Origin of the sequence: Mycoplasma sp. 125 (genome assembly GCF_051549845.1) — a bacterium.
GTDB lineage: Bacteria > Bacillota_I > Bacilli_A > Mycoplasmatales > Metamycoplasmataceae > Metamycoplasma.
Map to the genome: position 1 here is coordinate 127071 of NZ_CP196079.1, position 24167 is coordinate 151237.

21 protein-coding genes and 1 tRNA gene are annotated in these 24167 nt (G+C 28.7%); 16 read left to right on the top strand and 6 right to left on the bottom strand.

The window, feature by feature from the left end:
- Nucleotides 1–10: 10 nt before the first annotated feature.
- The gene (rpsT, locus tag ACSH4Z_RS00555; protein WP_438340687.1) at nucleotides 11–274 is read right to left on the bottom strand and encodes a 30S ribosomal protein S20; all 264 of its coding nucleotides are present in this window, start codon (nucleotides 272–274) and stop codon (nucleotides 11–13) included.
- Between the two features lie 150 nt (nucleotides 275–424).
- Here rpsT and ACSH4Z_RS00560 point away from each other — a divergent pair, with 150 nt between their 5' ends.
- The 3 genes from ACSH4Z_RS00560 to ACSH4Z_RS00570 all read left to right on the top strand — a co-directional run bounded on the left by ACSH4Z_RS00560 (nucleotide 425) and on the right by ACSH4Z_RS00570 (nucleotide 2702).
- The gene (locus ACSH4Z_RS00560; protein ID WP_438340688.1) at nucleotides 425–1129 is read left to right on the top strand and encodes a YgjP-like metallopeptidase domain-containing protein; all 705 of its coding nucleotides are present in this window, start codon (nucleotides 425–427) and stop codon (nucleotides 1127–1129) included.
- 14 nt (nucleotides 1130–1143) lie between these two features.
- On the top strand, nucleotides 1144–1785 hold the full coding sequence (locus ACSH4Z_RS00565) for a hypothetical protein (protein ID WP_438340689.1): 642 nt from the start codon (nucleotides 1144–1146) through the stop codon (nucleotides 1783–1785).
- 179 nt (nucleotides 1786–1964) lie between these two features.
- The gene (locus ACSH4Z_RS00570) at nucleotides 1965–2702 is read left to right on the top strand and encodes a hypothetical protein (RefSeq protein ID WP_438340690.1); all 738 of its coding nucleotides are present in this window, start codon (nucleotides 1965–1967) and stop codon (nucleotides 2700–2702) included.
- Between the two features lie 58 nt (nucleotides 2703–2760).
- On the opposite strand, the gene thrS is transcribed toward ACSH4Z_RS00570, so the two are convergent.
- Nucleotides 2761–4500 (bottom strand): threonine--tRNA ligase, encoded by a 1740-nt coding sequence (gene thrS / locus ACSH4Z_RS00575; RefSeq protein WP_438340691.1) that lies wholly within the window; start codon nucleotides 4498–4500, stop codon nucleotides 2761–2763.
- Nucleotides 4487–5491, bottom strand: coding sequence for a tryptophan--tRNA ligase (gene trpS, locus ACSH4Z_RS00580; protein ID WP_438340692.1), 1005 nt, complete (start codon nucleotides 5489–5491; stop codon nucleotides 4487–4489). Before trpS ends, thrS begins: the two co-directional genes overlap by 14 nt.
- A gap of 252 nt (nucleotides 5492–5743) precedes the next feature.
- Between trpS and ACSH4Z_RS00585 the strand changes: the two genes are divergently transcribed.
- Genes ACSH4Z_RS00585 through ACSH4Z_RS00595 form a run of 3 tightly spaced genes read left to right on the top strand, consistent with a single transcriptional unit; the run spans nucleotide 5744 to nucleotide 11173 of the window.
- Nucleotides 5744–6106 (top strand): hypothetical protein, encoded by a 363-nt coding sequence (locus ACSH4Z_RS00585; RefSeq protein WP_438340693.1) that lies wholly within the window; start codon nucleotides 5744–5746, stop codon nucleotides 6104–6106.
- Nucleotide 6107: 1 nt separating this feature from the next.
- Entirely contained in the window at nucleotides 6108–10031 is a 3924-nt protein-coding gene (locus ACSH4Z_RS00590; protein WP_438340694.1) for an AAA domain-containing protein, read from the top strand.
- Nucleotides 10031–11173, top strand: coding sequence for a hypothetical protein (locus ACSH4Z_RS00595; protein WP_438340695.1), 1143 nt, complete (start codon nucleotides 10031–10033; stop codon nucleotides 11171–11173). The genes ACSH4Z_RS00590 and ACSH4Z_RS00595 overlap by 1 nt, the downstream gene beginning before the upstream one ends.
- Nucleotides 11174–11209: 36 nt before the next feature.
- Here the strand turns inward: ACSH4Z_RS00595 and def are convergent, their stop codons facing one another.
- Nucleotides 11210–11767 (bottom strand): peptide deformylase, encoded by a 558-nt coding sequence (gene def, locus ACSH4Z_RS00600; protein ID WP_438340696.1) that lies wholly within the window; start codon nucleotides 11765–11767, stop codon nucleotides 11210–11212.
- Between the two features lie 102 nt (nucleotides 11768–11869).
- On the opposite strand from def, the gene ACSH4Z_RS00605 reads away from it, so the two are divergent.
- Nucleotides 11870–13123, top strand: a complete 1254-nt coding sequence (locus ACSH4Z_RS00605) for a hemolysin family protein (RefSeq protein WP_438340697.1) — start codon at nucleotides 11870–11872, stop codon at nucleotides 13121–13123.
- A 42-nt stretch (nucleotides 13124–13165) separates the two neighbouring features.
- Here ACSH4Z_RS00605 and ACSH4Z_RS00610 read toward each other — a convergent pair whose 3' ends face one another.
- Nucleotides 13166–14779, bottom strand: coding sequence for an ABC-F family ATP-binding cassette domain-containing protein (locus ACSH4Z_RS00610; protein ID WP_438340698.1), 1614 nt, complete (start codon nucleotides 14777–14779; stop codon nucleotides 13166–13168).
- Between the two features lie 304 nt (nucleotides 14780–15083).
- Here ACSH4Z_RS00610 and ACSH4Z_RS00615 point away from each other — a divergent pair.
- Nucleotides 15084–15159, top strand: a tRNA-Lys gene (locus ACSH4Z_RS00615).
- A 34-nt stretch (nucleotides 15160–15193) separates the two neighbouring features.
- On the opposite strand, the gene ACSH4Z_RS00620 is transcribed toward ACSH4Z_RS00615, so the two are convergent.
- Nucleotides 15194–17356, bottom strand: coding sequence for an ATP-dependent Clp protease ATP-binding subunit (locus tag ACSH4Z_RS00620; protein WP_438340699.1), 2163 nt, complete (start codon nucleotides 17354–17356; stop codon nucleotides 15194–15196).
- Between the two features lie 216 nt (nucleotides 17357–17572).
- Here ACSH4Z_RS00620 and ACSH4Z_RS00625 point away from each other — a divergent pair, with 216 nt between their 5' ends.
- From ACSH4Z_RS00625 to atpD, 8 genes are read left to right on the top strand one after another with little or no spacing between them, the layout of a single operon-like run.
- Complete coding sequence (locus tag ACSH4Z_RS00625; protein WP_438340700.1) at nucleotides 17573–18025, top strand: hypothetical protein; 453 nt, start codon at nucleotides 17573–17575, stop codon at nucleotides 18023–18025.
- Nucleotides 18018–18812, top strand: a complete 795-nt coding sequence (locus ACSH4Z_RS00630) for a F0F1 ATP synthase subunit A (RefSeq protein ID WP_438340701.1) — start codon at nucleotides 18018–18020, stop codon at nucleotides 18810–18812. The genes ACSH4Z_RS00625 and ACSH4Z_RS00630 overlap by 8 nt, the downstream gene beginning before the upstream one ends.
- Before the next feature lie 28 nt (nucleotides 18813–18840).
- Complete coding sequence (gene atpE / locus ACSH4Z_RS00635; RefSeq protein WP_438340702.1) at nucleotides 18841–19149, top strand: ATP synthase F0 subunit C; 309 nt, start codon at nucleotides 18841–18843, stop codon at nucleotides 19147–19149.
- A 42-nt stretch (nucleotides 19150–19191) separates the two neighbouring features.
- Nucleotides 19192–19722, top strand: a complete 531-nt coding sequence (locus ACSH4Z_RS00640) for a F0F1 ATP synthase subunit B family protein (RefSeq protein WP_438340703.1) — start codon at nucleotides 19192–19194, stop codon at nucleotides 19720–19722.
- Nucleotides 19723–19724: 2 nt separating this feature from the next.
- A complete protein-coding gene (locus tag ACSH4Z_RS00645) occupies nucleotides 19725–20255 on the top strand; it encodes a F0F1 ATP synthase subunit delta (RefSeq protein WP_438340704.1) in 531 nt (176 codons plus the stop codon).
- 13 nt (nucleotides 20256–20268) lie between these two features.
- Complete coding sequence (gene atpA, locus ACSH4Z_RS00650; RefSeq protein WP_438340705.1) at nucleotides 20269–21852, top strand: F0F1 ATP synthase subunit alpha; 1584 nt, start codon at nucleotides 20269–20271, stop codon at nucleotides 21850–21852.
- Nucleotides 21840–22715 (top strand): ATP synthase F1 subunit gamma, encoded by an 876-nt coding sequence (gene atpG / locus ACSH4Z_RS00655; RefSeq protein ID WP_438340706.1) that lies wholly within the window; start codon nucleotides 21840–21842, stop codon nucleotides 22713–22715. The genes atpA and atpG overlap by 13 nt, the downstream gene beginning before the upstream one ends.
- Nucleotides 22699–24165, top strand: a complete 1467-nt coding sequence (gene atpD / locus ACSH4Z_RS00660) for a F0F1 ATP synthase subunit beta (RefSeq protein WP_438340707.1) — start codon at nucleotides 22699–22701, stop codon at nucleotides 24163–24165. Before atpG ends, atpD begins: the two co-directional genes overlap by 17 nt.
- Nucleotides 24166–24167: the final 2 nt, after the last annotated feature.

The following is a 24167-nucleotide window of genomic DNA, read 5'->3' on the forward strand; positions in this document are numbered from 1 at the left end:
TTATTAAGAATTAATTCTTTGATTTAGCAATAAATGCATCTAAACGGCTAGCTTTTCTTGCACCATTATTTTGGTGTAAAACACCCTTTGAAACAGCTTTATCAATTTCATGGTGTGCTTTAGCAACTAATTCAGCTGCTTTTTCATCTTGTGATGTTGCTGCTAATTTAGCTTTTTTGATAGCAGTCTTTACAGTTGATTTAATAGCTGAGTTACGTGCGTTAGCTTTTTCGTTAGATAATATTGCTTTTTGTTTTGATTTAATGTTTGCCATTTTTTTGCCTTTCTTGCTAAAAAAAATAATTAGCATACTAATTTTACATAAAAACGCAATATTTTTTTGTATTTAGTTACTATTTTTGTTTTTTGTTACTTTTTTTAATAATTACACATTATTTATTTTAATTTATTAAAATATTTTTATATGAAAAGCCCTAATATGACTGTTTATAGAATAATAAATAAAGAAAAATATTTAATAAAACTTTATTATACTTACGATAATTCCTTTTTGCTATTGCAAGAAAATAATTATTATGTTTTGCAAGGTTCAATTATAAAATTATGTTCTAAGGAATGTTGAAGGTTTGTGGATGAAACAATATTAAAAATAACTCAAAAAATCAATATTGATAATCAATATTTTCTTGGTGTTGATAATAATAAGAAAACATTTTATTACTTAGGCAAAAAAGTTAATTTTAAAATAAGAGAAAACCTTATCATTTTTGATGATGAAAAATTTGAGTCAATAAAAATCTCTAAAAAAATAACTCCTTTATTAGCTGAAACTTATGTAAATGATCAATTGAATAAAAAACTAATTATCGTATTTAAGTTTTATGCTGATGAAGCATATAAAAAAATTGTTGGTGAGGAATGCAATCTAAAATTTATTGTTATGAAAAAAAATACATCCTGAGCTTCAATAAATATAAGGACGCATAGGATAAGCATATGCAATAAATTAATTCATTTTAGTGAAGAAATAATAAGATATGTTGCCTATCATGAGATCTGCCATATAATTCATCCAAATCACTCAAAAGCATTTCGGGATTTGTTAGAATCATTTATCCCCAATTTTCGTGAACTTGATAAAAAACAAAAAAGACACATTTTAGTCTAAGGAGAAATTTATAAATGGAAAAACAAGCTGTGGTGTTGTTGATTGTTATTTACACAATGTTAGCAATAATATTAATCATTGACTTAATTTTTATTATAAGACATTTCAAAAACAAAAAAAGAAGTGAAATGCAAAATGAAGAAAGTGAAATTAATAAAGTTGATCTAAACACCGAAATTAAGAAAATAAGTAGGTTTATACCTAACACGAAATATATAAAGGAAGGTAAATATAGACCTGAAAAATTTGACTCCTTTATTAGTGGTCCCCTAATCATAAATAGCTATGGTCTTTTTGTTATTAAAAATATAAAAGATAATGCTATGCTAGTTGAAGGTGATTATAATAATCGTGAATGGTTTTTGACTACGCCCAAAGCCAAATATTGTATTAATAACTTATTTTGGGATTTGAATAAAAATATTGATAATTTACTTCCTTTACTTCCTAATAATCTTCCAGTGATTGGCATTTTAATATTTGAAGACATCGATAAAATTGATATTAATAATTATCCAGGATATTTAGGCTTCTCTAAACTCAAAGATTTATCAAGTTTTATGAATGATGCAAAGCGCCAATTAAAGCCTATAATAACTCCTGAAAATGTTGAAAAAATTGTTGAATTATTAAATAATAAACGTCTTGAATTTTAGTTTGATGTTCTTATAAGAAGTATTGCTAAAACATTGCTTGTTTATTGAAAATGATTGCTTTTTTAGTATTTAGTATCTTAAAAAAATAAAAATTGTTTATATAAATGAATTAAATTATTTTTTTTGTCTATAATTAAAGCATAATATTATATAAAATATAAAACAATAGAAAGGAAATAATGACCAAAAGTAAACTAGAAAGATATTACATTTCTGAAAAGATTGGTGATGATAAAAAAGTGTCATTTAATTTCAAAAAAGCAAATCAAAAAATTTCAGGTAATTTTACTGAATTTGTTGATGCTGTTTCAGAATTTATTAGAGTTAGTGAAAAATCAAAAAATGATACTCGTGTGTGATTTCATCAAGACGGGGCCTACCGTGGAAGTGTTGATATAAAGAAAGCTCGTAACATAATTGAAAAAATATTAGAAGTTAAAGTTGAAAATGAAAAGGCTATTGAATATATTGAAAAGGAGGATTTGGTGGATAAACCAATGCCAGTTAAAAAGATGAAAACTACCCCTATGATCGATTTAGAAGCAGAAGCATCACAAACAACTTTTTATGTTGAAAATATTGAAACAAGAAAGGCTTCACAAGTTTCGGCTCTTGATGTTAAATCATTTTCAAAATACATAACAATTATTGAAAAGGTTAAACAGTTAGGCAATACATTAGTTGTTTCATTTCATTTAGAAAACGAAGGCAATTCATCAATGACTCATGAATACATTATTACAGGTTTTGCTGAAGAAGCAATGAGCTCATGTTCATCATGCAAAGCAATGCCTCACAATAAAAAACTTGGTTTATGACGTGAAAAAAGAGCTTTCCTTGCTTTATTCACAATATTAACATTATTAATTATTGTTAACATTATTTTAATTGTATTACGTGTAAAGGCTATAATCTAAATTAGATATATAAAAAGTAAAAATTTTTAAAAAAGTTAGGATTACCTAACTTTTTAAATTATTTTAATTCGCGTTTCAGCATTGATAATTTGGTTATAAATTCTTCTTTTGAATATATTTCGGTTTTTTCGCTGCCATATTCTCTTACAGCTAATTTGTTATTTTCAACCTCTTGGCGTCCGATAATAACTATAAATTTAGATTTTTGAATTTGTGCATCGCGAATTTTTTTATTTATTCTTTCGTTTCTTAAGTCAACATTAACATTAAAATCTAAATCCAAAAATTCCTCAAATAGAGATTGACAATAATCATTTAAATCACTTACAATTGGCATTATTGTAACTTGTCTTGGACTTAATCAAAACGGCAGAATACCTTTGGTTTGTTCCAATAATGTAGCGATAAATCTTTCATAAGTTCCAATTAAGCCACGATGAATTAAAACAGGTGTTTCAAATTCTTCATTATCATTAACAAACTTCATGTTAAATCTATGAGGGAGCAAGAAATCAAGTTGAAGTGTTGACATTGTTATTATTCTATTTAACGCAGTTCTGACTTGAAAATCGACCTTTGGACCATAAAAAGCTGCTTCACCTATAAATTCCTTGTATTCAATGTTTAATTCTCTTAATACTTCACGAAGGTCATTTTCGGCTTTGTTTCACATTTGATCATCCTTAAAGAATTTTTCTTCATCATTTGGGTCCCTTAAAGAAAGTGAAACATGGTCTATTTCAATTTTAAAATCTTTGAGTGCCTGTAGAATCATTTTATAAAGGTGTTTAAATTCAGATTTAATTTGGTCTGGTCTAACAAAAATATGTCCTTCGGTTAAATCCATAGATCTAACTCTTTCTAATCCAGAAAGGGCACCTGATTTTTCATAGCGGTACAACCTAGATTGTTCAGAATATCGTATAGGTAAATCGCGATATGAACGTCTTGTTGAATTAAATAAGATTATATGATGCGGACAAGTCATAGGGCGTGCCACAAGAGTTTCATTATCCATCAATATAGGACTAAACATAACGTCTTGATAATGTGATCAGTGACCACTCATTTCATATAATTTTTTTTCTCCAAAATGAGGAGTTAAAACCTCGGTGAAACCAAATTTTTTATCTAACTTTAAAACATATCTTTGGATTGAATTGTGAATTTTCATTCCATCTTCAAGTCAAATTGGGAAACCTTGGCCCGACAGTTGGCTAAACATAAAAAGGTTTAGATCCTTGCCTATTTTGCGGTGGTCTCTTTCCCTTCTTTCTTTTAGAATTTCTATGTAATCATCAAGTTCTTGTTTAGTTTCTCACGAAGTACCATAGATTCTTGTTAGCATTTTGTTATTAGAATCACCCTTTCAATAGGCCCCTGCAATTGATAACAATTTAAAATGCTTAATTTCTTTAGTATTTTCGATATGCCCACCAGCGCAAAGATCTGTGAATAAAATTTCATTAGTTTTTGGGTGTTTGAATTGAAAGAAGGTTATTTCTTTTTTTTCATTTACGAATTTATCATATAATTCTTGCTTGTAGGGTTGATTCTCAAAAGAGAAAAAGTCTTTTTCGACTTTTTTCATTTCATAACCTTGTTCAGCTAGTTTTTTCATTTTTTTTTCAATTCGAGGTAAGTCTGATTCAAAAATTGGATTTTCAAATTCAAAGTCATAGTAAAAACCCTCCTCGATAGCAGGACCAATTGCCAGTTTTGTATTTGGATACATTTTTAAAATTGCTGCAGCTAATAGATGACTAGTTGAGTGATTTAATTTATTATTTGATTTCATTATTTAAACCTAGTCCTTTCATAAATTTTTTAAGAGTAATTGAAGCAGTTTTTGAAGCCTTTTGTGCTCCCTTTTTTGCTTTTTTTTCGATATCTTTTATTACTTCATTGTATTTTGATTGAATTTTAGTTAAAAAATCTTTAACTAAGGTGCCCACTTCTTGCTTTAATTCACCATAATTTTTTTCTTTGAAATGTTGTTCAGCTTCCGTTAAGTCTATATCTTTAAGTGAAGAATAAATTGATAATAAATTTTTAATGCCCGGCTTATCGTCTGAGATGTAAATTTTTCCTTCAGAATCAGTAACTGCTTTCATTATTTTTTTATATCCTAATTCAGGATCGTCCAATAAATAAATTGCTGATTTTTCATTTGCATCTGATTTTGACATTTTTTTAGTTGGGTCAACTAGTGACATAATTTTTGCCCCAACTTCCGGTATATATGGCTCAGGAACCTTGAATTTAATATTGAATTTATTATTTAGTCTTTGAGCTATATTTCTTGTTAATTCAACATGCTGCTTCTGATCAATTCCGACAGGCACTAAATCAGCATCATATAAGAGAATATCAGCAACCATCAATGTTGGATACATTAAAAGTCCTGTCGGAATTGTTTCCATACCATTTGAACTTTTTACTTTTTGAGATTTATCTTTAAATTGAGTCATTCTCGATAATTCACCAATAGTTGTATTTGTTAAAATTAACCAGTTCATTAAACCGTGTTCCATAACATCTGATTGAAAAAAAAGGGTCGATTTTTCAGGATCAATTCCACAGGCAATAAATAAAGCGTATATATTTTTACGATTTTCTTCAAGGATATGTGGTTCAATAGGGAGGGTTAGAGCATGGAGATCAGCGATAAATATATAGCTATCATAATTTTCTTGCAATTTAACCATATTTTTTATTGCTCCAATATAGTTTGCTATGGTTAATTTTCCTGTAGCCGTAATTCCACTTAAAACTCTTTTTTTGTCCATTTTGTGCCTTCTTTTTTAATAAATTCTTGTATAAATTTTATAACTTTTTTAAAAATATCATATTAAATAATTTATTATTTAATAATCCAACATTATAACTTTTTTATGCTTAAATTAAGTTGAAAAAATAATTAATAAATTTTATTTGATATCTTTGTTGAAAATTACTATTAATTAAATGTTTTTTTGATATTAATTTTAAATTAAAATATAATTTAAAAGTAGAAATTTTTAAGTGAAAAAGGTGTTAATATGAACCCAAAAAACAAATTTTTATATATCTTTTTAATCATAGTTACTTTTGGATTTATTTTAATTTATTGAAAGAAAAGATTTAGACAAACCAAACCCAAGAATTATCTCTCAAAGGAAACTAAATTAAGTTTTAATTTTGATGTGTTTGTTTCGCTATTAGGTGGAAAAGAAAATATTAAATCGGTATCAGCTACACAAAAAATTTTAAAAATTAATTTTTTTGATAAGACCAAGATTGCTATACCGCAATTAAAAAATCTTGATGGTATAACCGGAGTTGCAATTCAAAGTAAAACTATTTCTTTTGTAGTCGGTAATGTAGCCAAACACATAGAGCACTTAATTAATGAGGTAAATTAAAATGAATAACAATACCAAATATCAAATGTTAATGGCTAATCTGCTAAATATTGATACCTTTGATTCTTCATTGTACAGTTCAATTGATAACGAAAAATATTTTGATGTGTTAAAAAATTTCGGTGAAGAAACCTTTGATCATATATACAATAATTTTAATATAAATTGCACGATTTCTGATATTGCAAATCGGATGATTGCAACAAAGGTTTATGAAGCTAAAAATAAGAATGAAGTAATTGCTATTTTTGAAGACTATAATAAACGAATACCAGAAAATTTATTTAAGATGCTTGGTACAAATTTTGAAAAAGCAAAAGCCATTATTGTTGCTAGTCAGGAAACGGAGTTTCAAAAATCAGTTGTTAAGTGAAAGAAAATTTTAAATAAAGCGCAAAATATCAATATTGAAACCAATATTTGGCCCTTGCATATAGGCTTTTTCTATATATCAATAAAAACAGAAAATAAAACAATTTATGCTCCATTATTTTTTAAAGAGATATTGGTTGAAGTTAAAAATTCATTGGTTACCTTAAGTTCTAGTTCTGACATAAGAGTAAATAGCAAGCTAGTCACGTTTTTGAATCAAGAAGGCTTTTCACTCAATGTTGACTCATTTGATTTTAATAACCTATCAATTCGTGAAGTATTTGAAAGTTTTAAAAATGCTTGAAAACCACTCTTCAATATGCCCTTAACTTTGAAAGAAGGTATTAAAAATTTAACAATTGAAAATATTGAAAATAGCTCAATAGAATTTTATCCCGGAATAGTTCTTGGTTTTTATAATGTTTCGTCGGGATATTTGTGAAATCAAATGAAAAAAATTATTGAAAATGATGAGTTCGATGAGATTTTAAATCCAAATTTTAATAAGAATTTATATCGTGAAAAGGTTAATAGAGTAATTTTTGATAACAAGTTTAAGCTTTTTAAAATTCAAGAAACTAATTTTTCTCAGGATGTTGCAACAATCTCGTCACTATATCAGGATACAATTATTTGAGGTCCCCCTGGGACAGGGAAATCACAAACTATTTCTAATTTAATAACTAATATTATGACAAGAGGCTACACCGCTTTAGTTGTAAGCCAAAAGAAAGCGGCATTAGACGTTTTACGTAGCAGGCTAAAAAAGCTTTCTATTTTTTGCTTATTTGCATTAAATGATAAAAATCTGAGACCTGAGAATTTTTACAAGCCATTGCGTGAATTTATTCATTTGTTAGAAAATTATGAAAATTCAAATGTTGAAGAAGGTCTTAGTGTTTTTAGTGATGAAGATGAAAGTTATGTTGATAATGTAAATTTAATTAAGCAAACTAAAAATATAGATAATATCATTAATTTTTATAGCGCGGTAATGAATGGTAATTTTAGTGTGCAAACATATGAAAACCTTAAAAAAATGGATCATAATCTTAAATATAATCAATGTTGCGAATTTAGTGATAAGAAGTTAATTATAAAAAAACTATATGAAAAAAATTTTAATAAGAAATGCACTATTTTTAGTATTATTCCTAAAATAATTAAAAACATGGCGGAAATAATATTGAATGATCAAAGTTTAATGACTATTGATATTGATGAGGCGCTTAAATATGTAAATCTTGTTTCATTTGAAGAAATTACTAATTTTGAAAAACAATATAAAAAAATTCTCAACAAAAAAACCAATTATTTAAATGATGATAAAAATATTGTTAAGATGCTTCTTGAAAAAACATTTGATCGGATGACCAATTTTAGTGATGAGCAGAAAATGCAATATACTTCCTTTGCTATGGCTATAAGAACTGGCCATTTAAAGCCTTACAAGTTTTTTCACAAACATAAGGAGATGATTAAAATATTATTTCCAATAATTATCACTACTCCTGAACTTGATTTGTCGATGTGATCTAAACAGGAATTTGATTTTGCTATTCTTGATGAATCATCGCAAATGTTTATTGAAAAGGGCATTCCAATTTTATATTTAGCAAAGCGAAAAATTCTTGCCGGTGATAGCCAACAAATGCAACCCACAAGATGATTCTCTGCGACATATAGTTTTGATGAAGAAGATGACTTTGGCAATATCGAATCGTTGCTAGATTATGCTAGGGCAAGAGGTGTTTATTCACTGCTATTAGATAAAAATTACCGTTCTAAAAAGGCGACATTGATGACTTTTTCATCAAAGCATTTTTATGAATCAAAACTTGATGTTATTGATAACTATGAACTATCAGTTTCTAATGAAAAAGCAATTGAGGTTTTTCAAGTTGATGGAACTTGGGATAATAGCATGAATGTTGCTGAGGGTGAAAAGGTTATTGAATTATGCAAGCAAAATCTTGAAAAATATAACAAAATAATCATTTTAGTTTTTAATGTTAAACAACAAGAATATCTATTTAATAGAATATTCGGAAATGATCCAGAATTAGAAGATGCTCTAAATAGTGAAAAAGTTGTTTTGAAAAATATTGAAAATATCCAAGGCGATGAAGCTGATTTGGTTATTATGTCAGTTGTGTATGATAAAAATACTGCTTTATATAACACATACGTTGCAAGAAAAGGCGGGAAAAATGCTCTTAATGTGGCAATATCACGCGCTAAAGAAAAGGTCTTTGTTGTTAAATCGATTTATGCCGATGATATTGAAATTACAGATCGATCAACAGCTGACATGATAGTATTTAAGGAATGATTAAAATTTCTTGACTTATCAATTGATGAGCAAAAAAATTATTTAGATGAGGTTGAAGATTTTTTGGCTACTAAAATTATTTCATTACCCGAAGATATTAAATTTAAGGTTGATGTACTAGATGAACTTCGCAATTTTATTAATGACAAAAACCTTCAATTTCAGACAGATTACTCTGTTGGAACTAAAACCATCGATATTGTTTTAATTAATAAGCTTAACAACAAGCTTATTCAAGGATTTATTTTAGATAATTTTTTATATAAGAATGATTATCGTAAATATCTTATTTTTAGAGACAATATTAAGTTTCTTGAATCTAAGGAATATCCAATTATTACTATTTCTGAAATTGAATGGCCAATTATTAAAAATAAGATATTTGCATATTTAGAAGCATTGATATCACAACAACAAGTAGAAAATCAAGCTATTATAGAATTACAAAAAAATAATATGTATGAATTAAAAGAATATAAAGAAGTTAATTTTATTCCTCAATCTGGAGAAGAAGATATGAATATAGAAACTAAACTAAAAGATAATAATATTGTTAGCTTGAAAGAAAATAATATAAAAACAGGTGATGAAACGGCAAAAAACAATGATCATATTGATGACGTCGATGATTTTTATGTCGCAGAAATGGATAATCATAATCAAATAGCGGTTGAAATTGATGAATTCGAAGAACAAAATAATTATTTGGAAATTCATCCAGATGAGACAGATGATATTGACTCTCTTACTGATGATTTTAAGGTAGAACAATTTAAGCAAGATGATTTGGAAGTTGCTCAGGATAATGAAGATTATTCTTCCGATGTTATTATGAATTTAAATGAAAATACACATGAAGAATTCGAAGATAGCGAAGTTTCATTAAATAATTTATCATCTGATTTTTTGGAAGATGATACCTATATAATTGATCAAGAAAATGATGAAACTATCTCAAAAACTGAAATTAATGATTTTAAAATAAATTCCAACAAGATAAACAATAAAACAGATGAGTTTAATAATATTGAATTATTAGGATTATCTAGTGTTGAAGAAAATGATTTTGAATTTGAAGAATTAAAAGAAACTAATGTTAGAGCAGATCAGGAAAAACAGGTTGATTTTAAAAAGATAGAGAATACACCGGATAATATAATTGATGAGTTTGGTTTAGTTGATACTGACGAAAAAACAACGGAATTTGAATTTGGGGATTAATGAAAAAAGATAACAAAGATTTGGAATTTGATTGGGTTGATTCGATTGACAAGGATGTTAGCTTTGAAGACCAATTAAAACATAAAAAAGTTGCTCAACGTCTAACGAAAGCAAAGAAGATAAGAAAAATATTATTTTGATCACTTTCAGGTGGTTTGCTTTCTTCTGTTATTATTGCAACAGTCAGTATACAACTTACAAAGCCTAAAAAAGCACTCATTTACTGGTTTAATAGTGTTAAAAAATACTCATTTAATTTAAATAATAATAAAAACAAAGATGTTAATATAAAAATAAACAACGATATAAAAATTGATGGCACTCCAGAAAGTGTCATGGCTAAAATTATTAATAATAGTGATTCCGATAATATTAGTCTTTTGTTTAAAAAAAATGTTCAAAAAGAAATAAGTGAATATGCAATTTTTGAAAATAAAAATTCTAATGTTAAATGGAAAATTGAATTTGAAAATTTTGTAATTGATACATTATCTAAAAATACATTATTTGTTGATCTTGTTTTTAAACATCAAGAAGGGACAAATACTGAATTTGTTATTAGAAATTTTCCTATTTATACAACATTAAAAACAAAACAATTCAATGAAGAAACAATAAAGAAAAAACAAGACCAATTTGATAGTAAATTTATTGAATCAATTAGGAATAAGGTCGCTTATAAGTTGCTTTTACCTATTGATGTAAAAGATAAATTTTCTAATGAAAAAATTAATAGATATAAAGCGGAATTTAGAAAATTTATACAAGACTTTAATGATAAATTTTCTTCTATTAAAAATGACTCATCAAAATTAATTGATTATTCTTGAGCTTTTGGTGAACCACATAAGATAAATAACGGCATTGAACAAATGACGGTTGTATCTAACTTTGTAACAGAAACTAATAATTTTTATTCCCCTATTTTATTTACATCTCCAATAAAAATTGAGGGTTTTGATAATGAAGATTGAAAAACATCAACACGAATAAAATTTAAGGGTAGAATTATTACCTTATCTACAAATAAAGAGAAACTAGGCAGATATCATTCTCAATATGGCATTTATATCGAACCTAACTATGGCAATAACCAAAAGGAAATAGAGTTTGATGTTCCATTATTTTTTGAAAAAGGTTAATAAGAAAAATAGGTTATTATCTAACCTATTTTTCTATTACAAAACTTGCAAATCTTTGTCTTTTGCTCATGGGCTCTTTTTATTTATTCTATCTATAAATAATCCACCTTGTAAATGGTCAAATTCATGCTGAAATACGATTGCGCTATAGCCACTTGCTTCAAATCTTTTGTATTTCTTTTCCATATATGAATATCCATCAAAAATAACTCTTGCATATCTAGGGACTAAGCCTTCCTGATTTGGTCAATCTTCGCTAACACTTAGGCATCCTTCACCTTCTGATAAGGCAATTTTATGCTCTGAGTGACCAATAAGTTTTGGGTTTATTATGGCATCATTAAAAATCACATTGTTATTATTATCAACTATCAGAATATAAAATATGTTTTTTGGTATTCCATATTGAATAGCTGCGACACCGACAGCTGGTCTAAATTTTGTATTTTGTTTTTGACTATCGCTGACATGAAAAATCATTTTTTCAATCAAATCAATATTTTCTTGTGATAAGGGAATTTCTACATCTTTTGATTTTTCTCGTAATATTTTTTTAGGTAATTGCACTATACTAACATCTTCAAATTTAAACATAATATAACATTATAAAATATTTAAATATAAATAATAATTATTTTTGCTATTATATAATACTAATTATAGTTATATTTTAAATTTTTTTATGGAGACATTTAGATGGACCTCGAACCTTGACATTACGCTTTATTAATAATTTTACTAGCCATATTGCTCGTTTGTTCTGGAATTTTTTCCGCAACTGAAACGGCATATACTTCTTTAACCAAGGCCAAAATCGAGACAATGATTGAAAAGAATCAAAAAAGATATAAAATAATTCTAAAACAGCACAATTTCTTTAATAGAACACTCGGAACCATTCTGATTGCTAATAATCTGGTAAATATTGGTTCTTCAACATTATTAGTTTATCTTTTAACACAAGCCTTTGGAGCTCCTAAGGCAGGCTTGGCATCAATTATTTCAACAATTGTAATGACACCAATTATTGTTTTATTTGCTGAAATATTGCCAAAATTGGTTGCAAAGCGCTATCCAGAAAAAACCGTTAAATCATTTTATTGGTTTATTGAAATGTTATATTGAATATTTATTCCCATAACATATCCTATTTCTAAAATTGGAAAGAAGATTTATATTACCAATACTGAGGAAGATGTTAAAAACTTATTAAATATTGCACATGATGAGGGTGTTTTGGAATTTAAAGAATCTGCAATGGCCCAAAATGTCTTAGATCTTGATTCAACTAAGGTTTCACAGCATTATATTAAAATGAAAAATGTGGATTTTATCAGTTCTAAGGCTACTATGCAAGAAGCACTAAAAATGTTTAGAGAAACTAATTATTCACGAATACCAGTTGAAAAAGATGGTAATTTAATTGGCATATTGTTGCTTAAGGATATATTTTTTCTTAAAAAAGGAAATATTTTAAATTATATTAAAACTGTTCCTAAAGTTTCTGCTAACTCAATCTTATCATCAGCACTTGAAAAGTTGAGACAATCGCGCGCACAAATGGCCTTCGTTACCGAAACTAACAGTGATGATAAACCAATAGGTATTATTACTATCGAGGATATTCTTGAAGAAGTTGTTGGCGAAATATATGATGAATATGACAATGATGAACAAATCTACGAAATTAGTCTTGAAAGATGCGAAGCTAAGGGTTCTGTTCTAATGAAGGTTCTATGAAAACAATTGGAGCTTTATGAATATCTCGATTATCAATTAACTGATAAGGAAAAGAATCAAACACTTTCAAGTTGGATTGAGTCAAAAAAAGGTCATTCATTAAGAAAAAATACCAAATTTGAACTTGAAGACAAAATAACATTTTTGGTATTAGAAAAGAAGTCAAGAGAAAAAAAATATGATTATTTCGAGATAGATTGAAGCAATTAGCTAAATTTAAAAATCCGGAAACTAATTTCCGGATTTTATTAATTAATATCCCATAGCTTCTTCATATTCATCGAGATTTCCATAAAATAAGAAACTTGATTTTGGTTTTATTTCAAGAATAACATTCGCGCATTCTTTAATCATAGCACGATTATAGGTTGTAAAAATGCATGAGCTCTTATATGATTTAACACCTTCAATTAAGCTATCAATTGACTCCGAATCTAAGTGATCAAGAGGTTGATCAAAAATTAAAAAGTTGCTTTCTTCTAGCATCAATTTAGACATCATTAACCTAACCTTTTCTCCCCCACTTGTTACTTGGACGTTTTTAAAAACACTATCATTAGAAAATAACATTCTTCCCAGAAATGCTCTCATTCTAGCATCACTGTTATCTTTTGTTTCTTGTGTAGTGTTATTTAATGGTCATTTACTTAATCAATCAATAATACTTTCTGATTCATTAAAATATTCTTGATTATTTGAGGGAAAATAGTTAGGAGAAATAGTTATACCTCATTCAACAGTTCCGGAAGTTGGCTTTCTTCTATTCATTAATATTTCAAGGAATCTGGTTTTAGCAATATCATCATTGCCTACAATAACCATTTTATCACCAGGTTTTAAGGAAAAAGTTACATTTTCAAATAGTGTGTCTCCATTTTCATTTTTATATGTTAAATTATGAACATTTAAAATTTGTTTTCCGGGCAATCTATTTAGTTCAAATTTAATATATGGATACTTTCTTGATGAAGGTTTTAGTTCATCAATTACAATTTTTTCTAATAATTTTTTCCGGCTTGTTGCTTGTTTGGATTTTGAAGCATTGGCAGAAAATCTGGCAATGAATTCACGCAACTTTTGTGCTTGCTCTTCTTTTTTTAGATTGGTTTTTTGTTGCATTTCAACTAATAATTGACTCGATTGCTTTCAAAATGAATAATTACCAACAAATAACTTCGCTTCTGAATAGTCGATATCAATGATATGGGTACATATTGCATCTAAAAAGTCGCTATCATGACTAACAACAATGACAATATTTGGATAATCCATTAAGAAGTTTTCTAATCACTTTATAGTCTTTAAATCTAATCTATTAGTTGGTTCATCCATGATCAAGATGTCTGGATTTCCAAATAGGGCTTTTGCTAATAAAACTTTAACTTTCTCGTTTGCTTTAAGATTAGACATTTGCATATTTCATTTTTCAGGTTCAATACCTAAATTTGAAAGAAGAGTTTGGGCATCATTTTCAGCGTTTCATCCTCCCATTTCTCCAAAAAGTTGTTCTAAGTGGCTTGCCTTTTCATAATCTTCCATTGTAGCCTCAGGGTTTTCATAAATTTTATTCTTTTCAATATTTATTTGATAAAGTTCCTTATTGCCCATGATTACAACATCGGTAACATTAAAATCATTAAATTCATCCTGGTTTTGGCTCAAAACACTCATACGAGCATTTTTTTCTTTAATAATTTGACCCTCAGTTGCCTCGATCACGCCACTTAAAATTTTTAGAAAAGTAGATTTTCCTACACCATTAGCCCCAATTATTCCATACACATTTCCAGGCAAGAATTTCAGATTGATATTGGTAAATAATTTTTTATCTGGAAAGATTTTGCTTATTCCACAAACATCTAGCATAGTAAACTCCTTAAAATATATCAGTATATAACTAAAAAATTTTACTAAATTTTGTAGGTTTTTATATTATATTGAAGGCCTCGGATTATATAAACATGATTTATATTGCTTTTTATATTAAAACTTAATCTTTTAATAGACTTTTTTAATTATTTCATAGTATTTTATGCCCTGCGAAATATTAATAAAATTGGTTTAATTTATTGCATTCCTGAAAAGTCTTACATTTATTTGCAATAAATAATTATTTTTTTTAATATCATCAAAGATATTTGTTTATAATTTATTAGGTATTATTTTAAATGCATCCTTAGCTCAGCAGGTAGAGCAAGGGACTCTTAATCCCTGGGTCGTGGGTTCGATCCCCACAGGATGTACCATATAAAAATACAAGGCTAATTGCCTTGTATTTTTTTAATTCCCCTCATGATCTATTTCTATTTTAATTTCATTGTTTGCAATTGATAGATAAATAATCGAATCTTCTTCTATTGAGTTGCGTAATATAAAATCTGCAAGTTTATTTTCAATATTGTTTTGAATAAATCTTCTAATAACTCTAGCACCAAAAGCTGTGTTATATGACTTATCTGCAATATAGTCGATAACTCCTTGATCGTATTGCAACTCAGATTTAATATTTATCGAAATACGGTTGGCTAGTTTTTTTAATTCTAAATCAACAATTTCTTTTGTGACTGAGTTACTCAATTTATTGAATGGAACAATTTCATCAATACGGTTAATAAATTCCGGCTTAAACTTAGTTAACAAGATTTTTATAATTTCATCCTTGCTAGGCATTTTTGTCATAATTTGCTCTGACCCAATGTTTGAGGTCATTATAATTATTGTGTTTCGAAAATTTATTTTTCGACCTTTATTGTCGCTTAGTATCCCGTCATCCAATATTTGCAAAAGAATATTTAGAACATCAGCATGGGCTTTTTCGATTTCATCAAATAAAACTATTGAATAAGGGTTTTGTCTTACTTTTTCTGTTAATTGACCACCATTATCATCATAGCCAATATATCCTGGGGGCGAACCGATTAGTTTTGATATGCTATGTTTTTCCATATATTCAGACATATCTAAACGAATAATATTGTTTTCATTGTCAAATAGATTGAGTGCTAATGCTTTAGCAAGTTCTGTTTTTCCTACACCTGTTGGCCCTAGAAATAGAAATGAACCAATAGGTCGATTAGGATCATTAATATTGGCTTTAGCTCTTTTGATAGCTTCTGAAACTAGGTTGATAGCATTTATTTGACCCTTAACTCTTAATGCAAGATTTTCACTTAATTTAAGAAGTTTATTTTTTTGCTTTTCAAGCAATTTTGTTACCGGTATTTTAGTTCATTTGCTTACAACCTCAGCAATTTCTTCCTCATCAATTGTTTCTCTTATTAAACGATTTGGCAAATTGGTTAGTTTGTTTTCAACTTCTTTTTTTGAATCATCAAGTTCTGGTAATAAAACATACATAACTTTTGAAGCTTCAAGGTATTTGCCCTCATTTTGTAATGTGTTTAGCTGTCTTTTTAAATCTTCAATATTGTCTTTTAGTGAGGATAGTTTAGCAATTAAATTTTTTTCTTCTTCTCATTGACTAGACAGCTTTTTATGCTCTGCCTTGATTTTGGTTAGATGTTCATTTATTTGTTTTATGCGGTCATTATTGTTGTTATTTTCTTTACCAACAGAGTTTTTTATTGCTGCCTTTTCGATCTCCAGTTTAGTTATTTCATAATTTAGTTTTTCAATTGGCTCGGGAATATATTTCATTTCTGTTTTAATAGATGCTGAGGCTTCATCTACTAGGTCTATTGCCTTATCAGGTAGAAAACGATCTTGGATATATCTGGCCGATAGGTTTGCTGCGGCTACTAGGGCCTCATCCTTGATTTTTACCTCATGAAAAGTTTCGAGTCGTTCTTTGATTCCCCTTAAAATGGTAATGGTGTCCTCAATAGTTGGTTCATTAATAAAAATCTTTTGCATTCTTCTCTCAAGAGCAGAATCTTTTTCAATGTGTTTTCTGTATTCGTCGAGAGTGGTAGCGCCAATTAGGTGTAATTGTCCTCTTGCCATCATTGGTTTTAACATGTTACCTATATCCATACTACTATCACCTGTTCCACCAGCTCCGACGATCATATGAATTTCATCAATAAAAAGAATAATTTCGCCATTAGAATCTTTAATTCTTTTTAAAATAGCTTCAATTCTTTCCTCAAATTGACCTCGAAATTGTGTTCCTGCAACAATAGATGAAATGTTAAGCTCGTATACTTTTTTATTTTTTAAATTCTCAGGCACTTGGTTATCAATGATTTTTTTAGCTAATCCTTCAACAATTGCTGTTTTTCCAACGCCTGGTTCCCCAATTAAAACTGGGTTATTTTTTGTCTTGCGAGATAAGATTCTTACTAATGATCTTATTTCTTCGTCGCGATTTATAACTGGTTCTAGTTTTCCTTCCAAAGCCAGTTCAGTAAGATTGCGGCCATATTTTAATAATGGGTCTTTATCTTCTTTGTTATCCTCTGCAGGTGTTCATGATGCATGCATATTTCGACCTCCTTAATTTAAATATATATTAATTATAACATAATTTAGCACTCTACTACTTAAAGTGCTAAAAAACTATTTTTTCATATTTAATTTTAGGTTTTAAGGATGTATATTTTTTGGCATTATTTTGTGAATATATTTATAAAAACAAAAAATTCAAAAGTAATATAATTTTACATTAGGTTATTAAAATATAAAAATAACCACTTGAGCATGAATAAAACACATGGAAAAAAAATTTGAATAACTTATACTACATTAAATGTTGCGTTGTTGTTAATATTTTCATCAATGTCATTTTTTGACTACTCGTTATTGTTAGGGTATTTAGTGGGTATAGTTAGTTTTTTATTATTTTTATTATCAGTATATGTGATCCTAAAAATTGTGAAAAATAGTATTAATGTTCAAGGTAAAAAACATTATAAAATAAGGATGCTTATTTCTGTTCTTATATTTTTTGCGTTGAATATTTTTAATGGAGCAATATTTGCTATTTTTATTTATATTAATACTTACCTTCACAAAGACTATCCCGGTTTAAATGCTGCTTTTTTTCCATTTAATACAATCACAATGACAGCACCTTATATTCTATTGTCCATTTTTTCAATAGTGTGGGCCGTTGTTACTATGGTTAATAAAAGAAAGGAGCTAAATGGATAAATTACTAAAAATTAATTGATTTGGTTCGACAGAAATTAATAGTAATCAAATATTTTCATTAATATCCTTAGTTTTTATTGTTCTTATTTTGTCAGTTTTAATTTATGTAGCAGTAAAACGACAAAAAGTTGACAAGGCACCTAATGCTGCTTTAATCTTAGTTGAAACAGCTATTATCGGCGGAGATAATTTCTTTAGTGATACACATGAATCGAAGTTTGATAAAGCAAATCCATACTTAATATCATTATTTGTGTTTATGTTCTTTGGGAACATATTATCATTAGTTGGTTTTGCTCCGGTTGGTTCGAGTTTATCTGCGGTTTTAGCTGCCACAGTGGTGTCTTGATTAGGAACGGCTGGTGTTGGGATAGCTTATAACAAAATTAAGCATATTATTAAATTGCTAAATCCATTAGAATTTGCTTCAAATTTCTCACCAATTGTATCTATGACTTTCCGGGTATATGGAAATATCATTGGGGGAGTTGTTCTTGTTTCATTGGCAACAATTTTCTTAAACAATATATGAGCAAAAATTATTGGTCTTGATGTTAGTGCTGAAGCTTCGACATTCAATCCATTTGGTGTTGTGGTATTGCCAGCATTTAATCTTTATTTTGATTTATTTGATGGTATTATTCAAGCATTTGTTTTTGTAGTGTTGACAATGTCATATTGGGCGCAAGCAGCTGAGGAAGACGTTAAGGAAAAACATAAGAAAAAAATTAGAGATTGAAAAAGTAAAATTATCGCTAATAAACAATTAATTCAAGAAAGTAATTAAAATATTTTTAAAAATATAGGAGAAAAAAATGATTGATAAATTAGATAAAATTTCAGATGTTATTAATAGATTTGACCCAAGTAAAGCCGGTGATGCTAGCGGTCAAAATTACCCCTTTGCATACGGTTTAACAATGTTAGGTGCCGGGTTAGCAATCTTTGGAGCTGGATTTGTTTCGATTGGTCAAGGTATGGCCGTTGCTAAAGCCTGTGAAGCTGTTGGTAGAAACCCAGAAGCTTTATCTAAAGTTCGTACTTTATTAATTTTAGGTTTAGCTATTGTTGAAACTGCATCAATTTATTGTTTAGTTATTGCTTTATTATTAATCTTTGTATAGTTAAATTATTTTTTGATTTATATGAGAGTATTAACTTATCTTATGAAAGCCCCTGAAGGTAAAGGGGGGGTTAGTGAAGAATTAGAAAAAACCTTCTCTGGCTTAACATTTAATTGGCCTCTATTTGTTTTTTCTTTAATTGTGTTAATGCTAATAACCATTATTATTACTTTTTTGGTATACAAACCAATTAAGAAAATGGTTAAAAAGCGTCAAGAATTAATTCAAAGTAATATTGATGCTTCAATCAAAGCAAAAGATGAAGCACTAAAAATACAAGAAGAACATGATTTAAAAATAATTGAGGCTACTAATCAGGCAAGAACTATTATCAATAATGCAAAAGCTGAAAGTGAAAGAATTGTAAATAGTGGTTCAGCTATTGCGAAGAAAAAAGCTGAAATGATGTTAGAACAAGCAGAAATTTTGATTAATAAAAAGCGTGTTGAATTCAGTAAAGAGCAAAAGAAAATTATTATGGAAAATGCTGTTGAAATTGCTAAAAAAATTATTGGCCGTGAAATAAAAGATGCTGATAATGTCAAAATGATTAATGAGGTTATTAAGAAATAGATATGACTGAATTAAATGAAGTAATTAATAATTGATCATTTGCTTTATATGATTTAGCTAATGGGTCTGATCAACTTCAGGAAATTACTAATCAGACTGCTGACATTATTAAAGTTTTGAAACAAAATAAAGATTATTTAAAAATCTTAAATTCTTTTGATATAACGGAAGAAAAAAAGTTTATGTTAATTAGTGAGGCTTTTGATTCATACCATCCATATATATTAAATATTATTAAATTAGCAACCAGAAAACATATTGTTAAATATATGGATATTATATTTCATCGCTTTATTGAATTAGCAAATGAAAAATTAAATATTAAGTATGGTTATGTATATTCAGTTAAACCATTAAGTACTGATAAGATGAAAAACCTTGAAAAAAAGATTTCATCTGATCTAAATGCAAAAGTTACTTTAACTAATCATATAGACCCTGATTTAATCGGTGGAATAAGAATAAAAGTAGATGAGTACTTGATTGATAACTCTGTTTTGGGAAAATTAAACAAGATAAAATCATTAGAATAATGAAAGGAAAGATATGGCTTTAAAACCCAGTGATTTATCAGCTATCATTAAAAATCAAATTAAAGATTTCAACGAAACTGTTAGTTATGATGAAGTAGGTAGAGTTATTACTGTTGGTGACGGTATTGCTCTAGTTAGTGGTTTAACTAATGTTGAATATGGTGAATTAGTAATATTTGATTGTGGTATTGTTGGTATGGCCTTAAATCTTGAAGAAGAGTTGGTTGGTGTTGTTGTTACTGGCGATGATCGTAATATTGTGGAAAATTCACATGTCAAGAGAACACACAACGTTATCTCGGTTCAAGTGGGTGACGCTTTATTGGGCCGTGTTATTAATGCCCTAGCATTACCAATTGATGGTAAGGGTAAAATTAATAGCGAAATAAAGAGACCAATTTTCAAAATTGCGCCTGGTGTTATGACACGTAAGGAAGTTTCAGAACCCTTACATACTGGTATTTTGGCAATCGATGCTTTGATTCCTATCGGAAAGGGACAACGTGAACTAATTATTGGTGATAGACAAACAGGAAAAACAGCCATTGCCATTGATGCGATATTAAACCAAAAAGGCAAAGATGTTTATTGTATCTATGTGGCTATCGGACAAAAAAATTCAACAATTACCCAAATTGTTGATCAGCTTGAAAAGAATGATGCAATGAAATATACAACTATCATTGCAGCATCAGCTTCTGAAAGTGCGCCATTGCAATATATAGCACCCTATACTGGTGTAACTATTGCTGAGGAATGGATGGCAAGAGGTAAAAGTGTTTTAATAGTTTATGACGACTTATCAAAACATGCCGTTGCCTATCGAACATTATCTTTATTATTGAGAAGACCTCCCGGCCGTGAAGCATATCCTGGTGATGTCTTTTATCTACATTCGCAATTACTAGAAAGATCTGCAAAACTAAATAACGATTATGGTGGCGGTTCAATAACTGCCTTGCCAATTATCGAAACACAAGCTGAAGATATTTCAGCATATATTCCAACTAATGTTATTTCAATTACTGATGGTCAGATTTTTACCAAAGAATCTTTATTTAATTCTGGACAAAGACCTGCAATTGATATTGGTTATTCTGTAAGTAGAGTTGGTTCAGCCGCGCAAACCAAAATGACTAAAAAGGTGGTGTCAAGTTTAAAGCTAGAATTAGCTCAATATAATGAAATGCAAGCATTTGCACAATTTGGTTCTGATTTAGACCAAAATACAAGAATTATTTTGGAACATGGTGCTAAGGTCTATGAGTTGTTGAAACAGTCACAATTTTCACCATATTCTCCTGGTCAACAAATTATCTTATTATTCCTTGCTAAGTATCGCTTAATTAATGTAATCCCTAAAAACAACATTATTAAATATCGTCAAGAAATTCTAACTTATTTTGCAACAGAACCTAAAGCAATAAAAATCATGAGAAAGATCGATGAATCTAATGATTGAACTAATGAATTAATTGAAGAAATTTATAATCAAATCATTTTATTTAATGACTTGTTTATAAAGACTATTCCCCTATATAATCCCGAAAACTTTATGCCTATTCCTGAATTACCATGGAAAGCTTGCAAAAAATAAAGCAACGTATTAATTCAATTAATTCTACCAAAAAAATAACGAAGGCTATGGAACTTGTAGCCACTGCTAAGTTTTCAAAAATTAAAAACAAAATTAGTGAGGTTAAATCTTACTTTAAAAACGTTGAAGCTATTTTTATTAATCTTGTAAAAAATTCAACGCAGGATATTGATAAATTATTAAATAAGCATGCATGAAAATTTAGCAATCGTCGTAATTTATATATTATTTTTGGGAGTGATTTAGGTCTATGTGGATCATTCAATTCCGAAATGTATAAAATGATAAATGAAGTTGTTACAGGTGAAGATATTTTGATTGTTATTGGCTCTAAATTGTTAAGCCTAATTGAAAAAAATAAAAAATATCACATTATCCAAACCTTAACACAAATCGGTGATAATCCAACATATGAAATAGCTCAAGTGATTTCAAATAAGATTTATGATGTTTTAGAAATATCACTTTTAAATTCAGTTAAATTAATTTATACCAATTATGAAAACCCATTAAAGGCCGATCCTGTCGTTCAAGAAATTTTTCCAATTTCAGCAAACACGATTGGCAAAATCGAAAAAAATAACCAAAGTTTTCACCAAGATAAAGGGATCAGGGAGATTGTTTTTGAGCCCAACCCTGAAACCATTTTAATTAACTCATTTAGAATATTCTTTGAAGCATCTATTTTTCATGCTTTAACTAATGCAAAATTGGCAGAAACTAGTCAAAGAAGAACAGCAATGGAACAGGCTTCTGATAATGCCGAGGACCTTATTGATGAATTAAAAATTGAATATAATAGTTCGCGTCAATCAAAGATAACACAAGAATTGACTGAAATTGTTAATGGTGTCGGATCTTAAAGAAAGGATAAAGAAAATGACTAATAAAAAAAATAATGAATTAAATTATGGTGTTATTACCCAAATTCTTGGTGCTGTTATTGATGTCAGATTTAAGGAAGGCACTGCACCTAAAATGCTTAACGCCTTGGAAGTTATTGATGAAAAAAACCCTAACAACAAACAAATTCTTGAGGTTGCTCAACATATTGGTAATGACACTGTAAGAACAATAGCCATGAGTTTAACTATTGGTTTAAGACGTGGCATGAAGGTCTTGGACCTTAAAAGACCAATTACTGCACCCGTTGGTAAGGAAATTCTTTCAAGAATGTTTAATGTTTTAGGTCAACCTATTGACTTGCTAGGAGGCGATTTTGAGCAACAAATGCCTATCCATAGAAGCGCACCTAGTTTTGAAGAACAAAAATCCACTTTAGAAATATTTGAAACTGGTATTAAGGTTATTGACCTATTAATACCATACATTAAAGGTGGAAAAATTGGTCTTTTTGGTGGGGCTGGTGTCGGCAAAACTGTTTTAATACAAGAATTGATTAATAATATTGCAAAACAACATGGTGGTTTATCAGTATTTGCCGGTGTTGGTGAAAGAACAAGAGAGGGTAATGACTTATACCATGAAATGAAGGCAAGTGGTGTTTTAGATAAAACTGCATTAGTATTTGGACAAATGAATGAGCCTCCAGGCGCTAGAATGAGAGCACCATTTACTGCACTAACTATGGCCGAGTATTTCCGTGATCAAATGGGCCAAGATGTGCTTTTATTCATTGATAATATCTTTAGATTTACCCAAGCAGGTTCAGAAGTTTCGGCATTGCTAGGTAGAATGCCTTCTGCCGTTGGGTATCAACCAACATTAGCAGTCGAAATGGGGCAATTGCAAGAAAGAATTACTTCTACAAATAAGGGATCAATAACATCTGTTCAAGCAGTTTATGTTCCTGCTGATGACCTTACTGACCCTGCTCCTGCGACCACATTTACTCATCTAGATGCGAAAACTGTTTTAGATCGTGATATTGCAGCATTAGGTATTTATCCTGCTATTGACCCATTGGGTTCTAATTCACGTATGATGGATCCTAATATCGTTGGTTTAGATCATTACAATACTGCGAGAGAAGTACAAAATATTTTGCAAAGATTTAAGGAATTACAAGATATTATTGCAATATTGGGTATGCATGAATTATCAGAGGAAGACAAGAAGGTTGTTGCTAGAGCACGTAGAATAAGAAGTTTCCTGTCCCAACCATTTTTTGTTGCTGAAAAATTTAGTGGTATAAAGGGTAGATACATTAAATTACAAGATACCATTAGATCATTTAAAGAAATTTTAAGTGGAAAATATGATGATCTACCAGAAGAAGCATTTTTATATGTTGGTACTATTGAAGATGTTATTGAAAAAGCTAAAAACCTTGGATATGTATTTGACAAATAGTT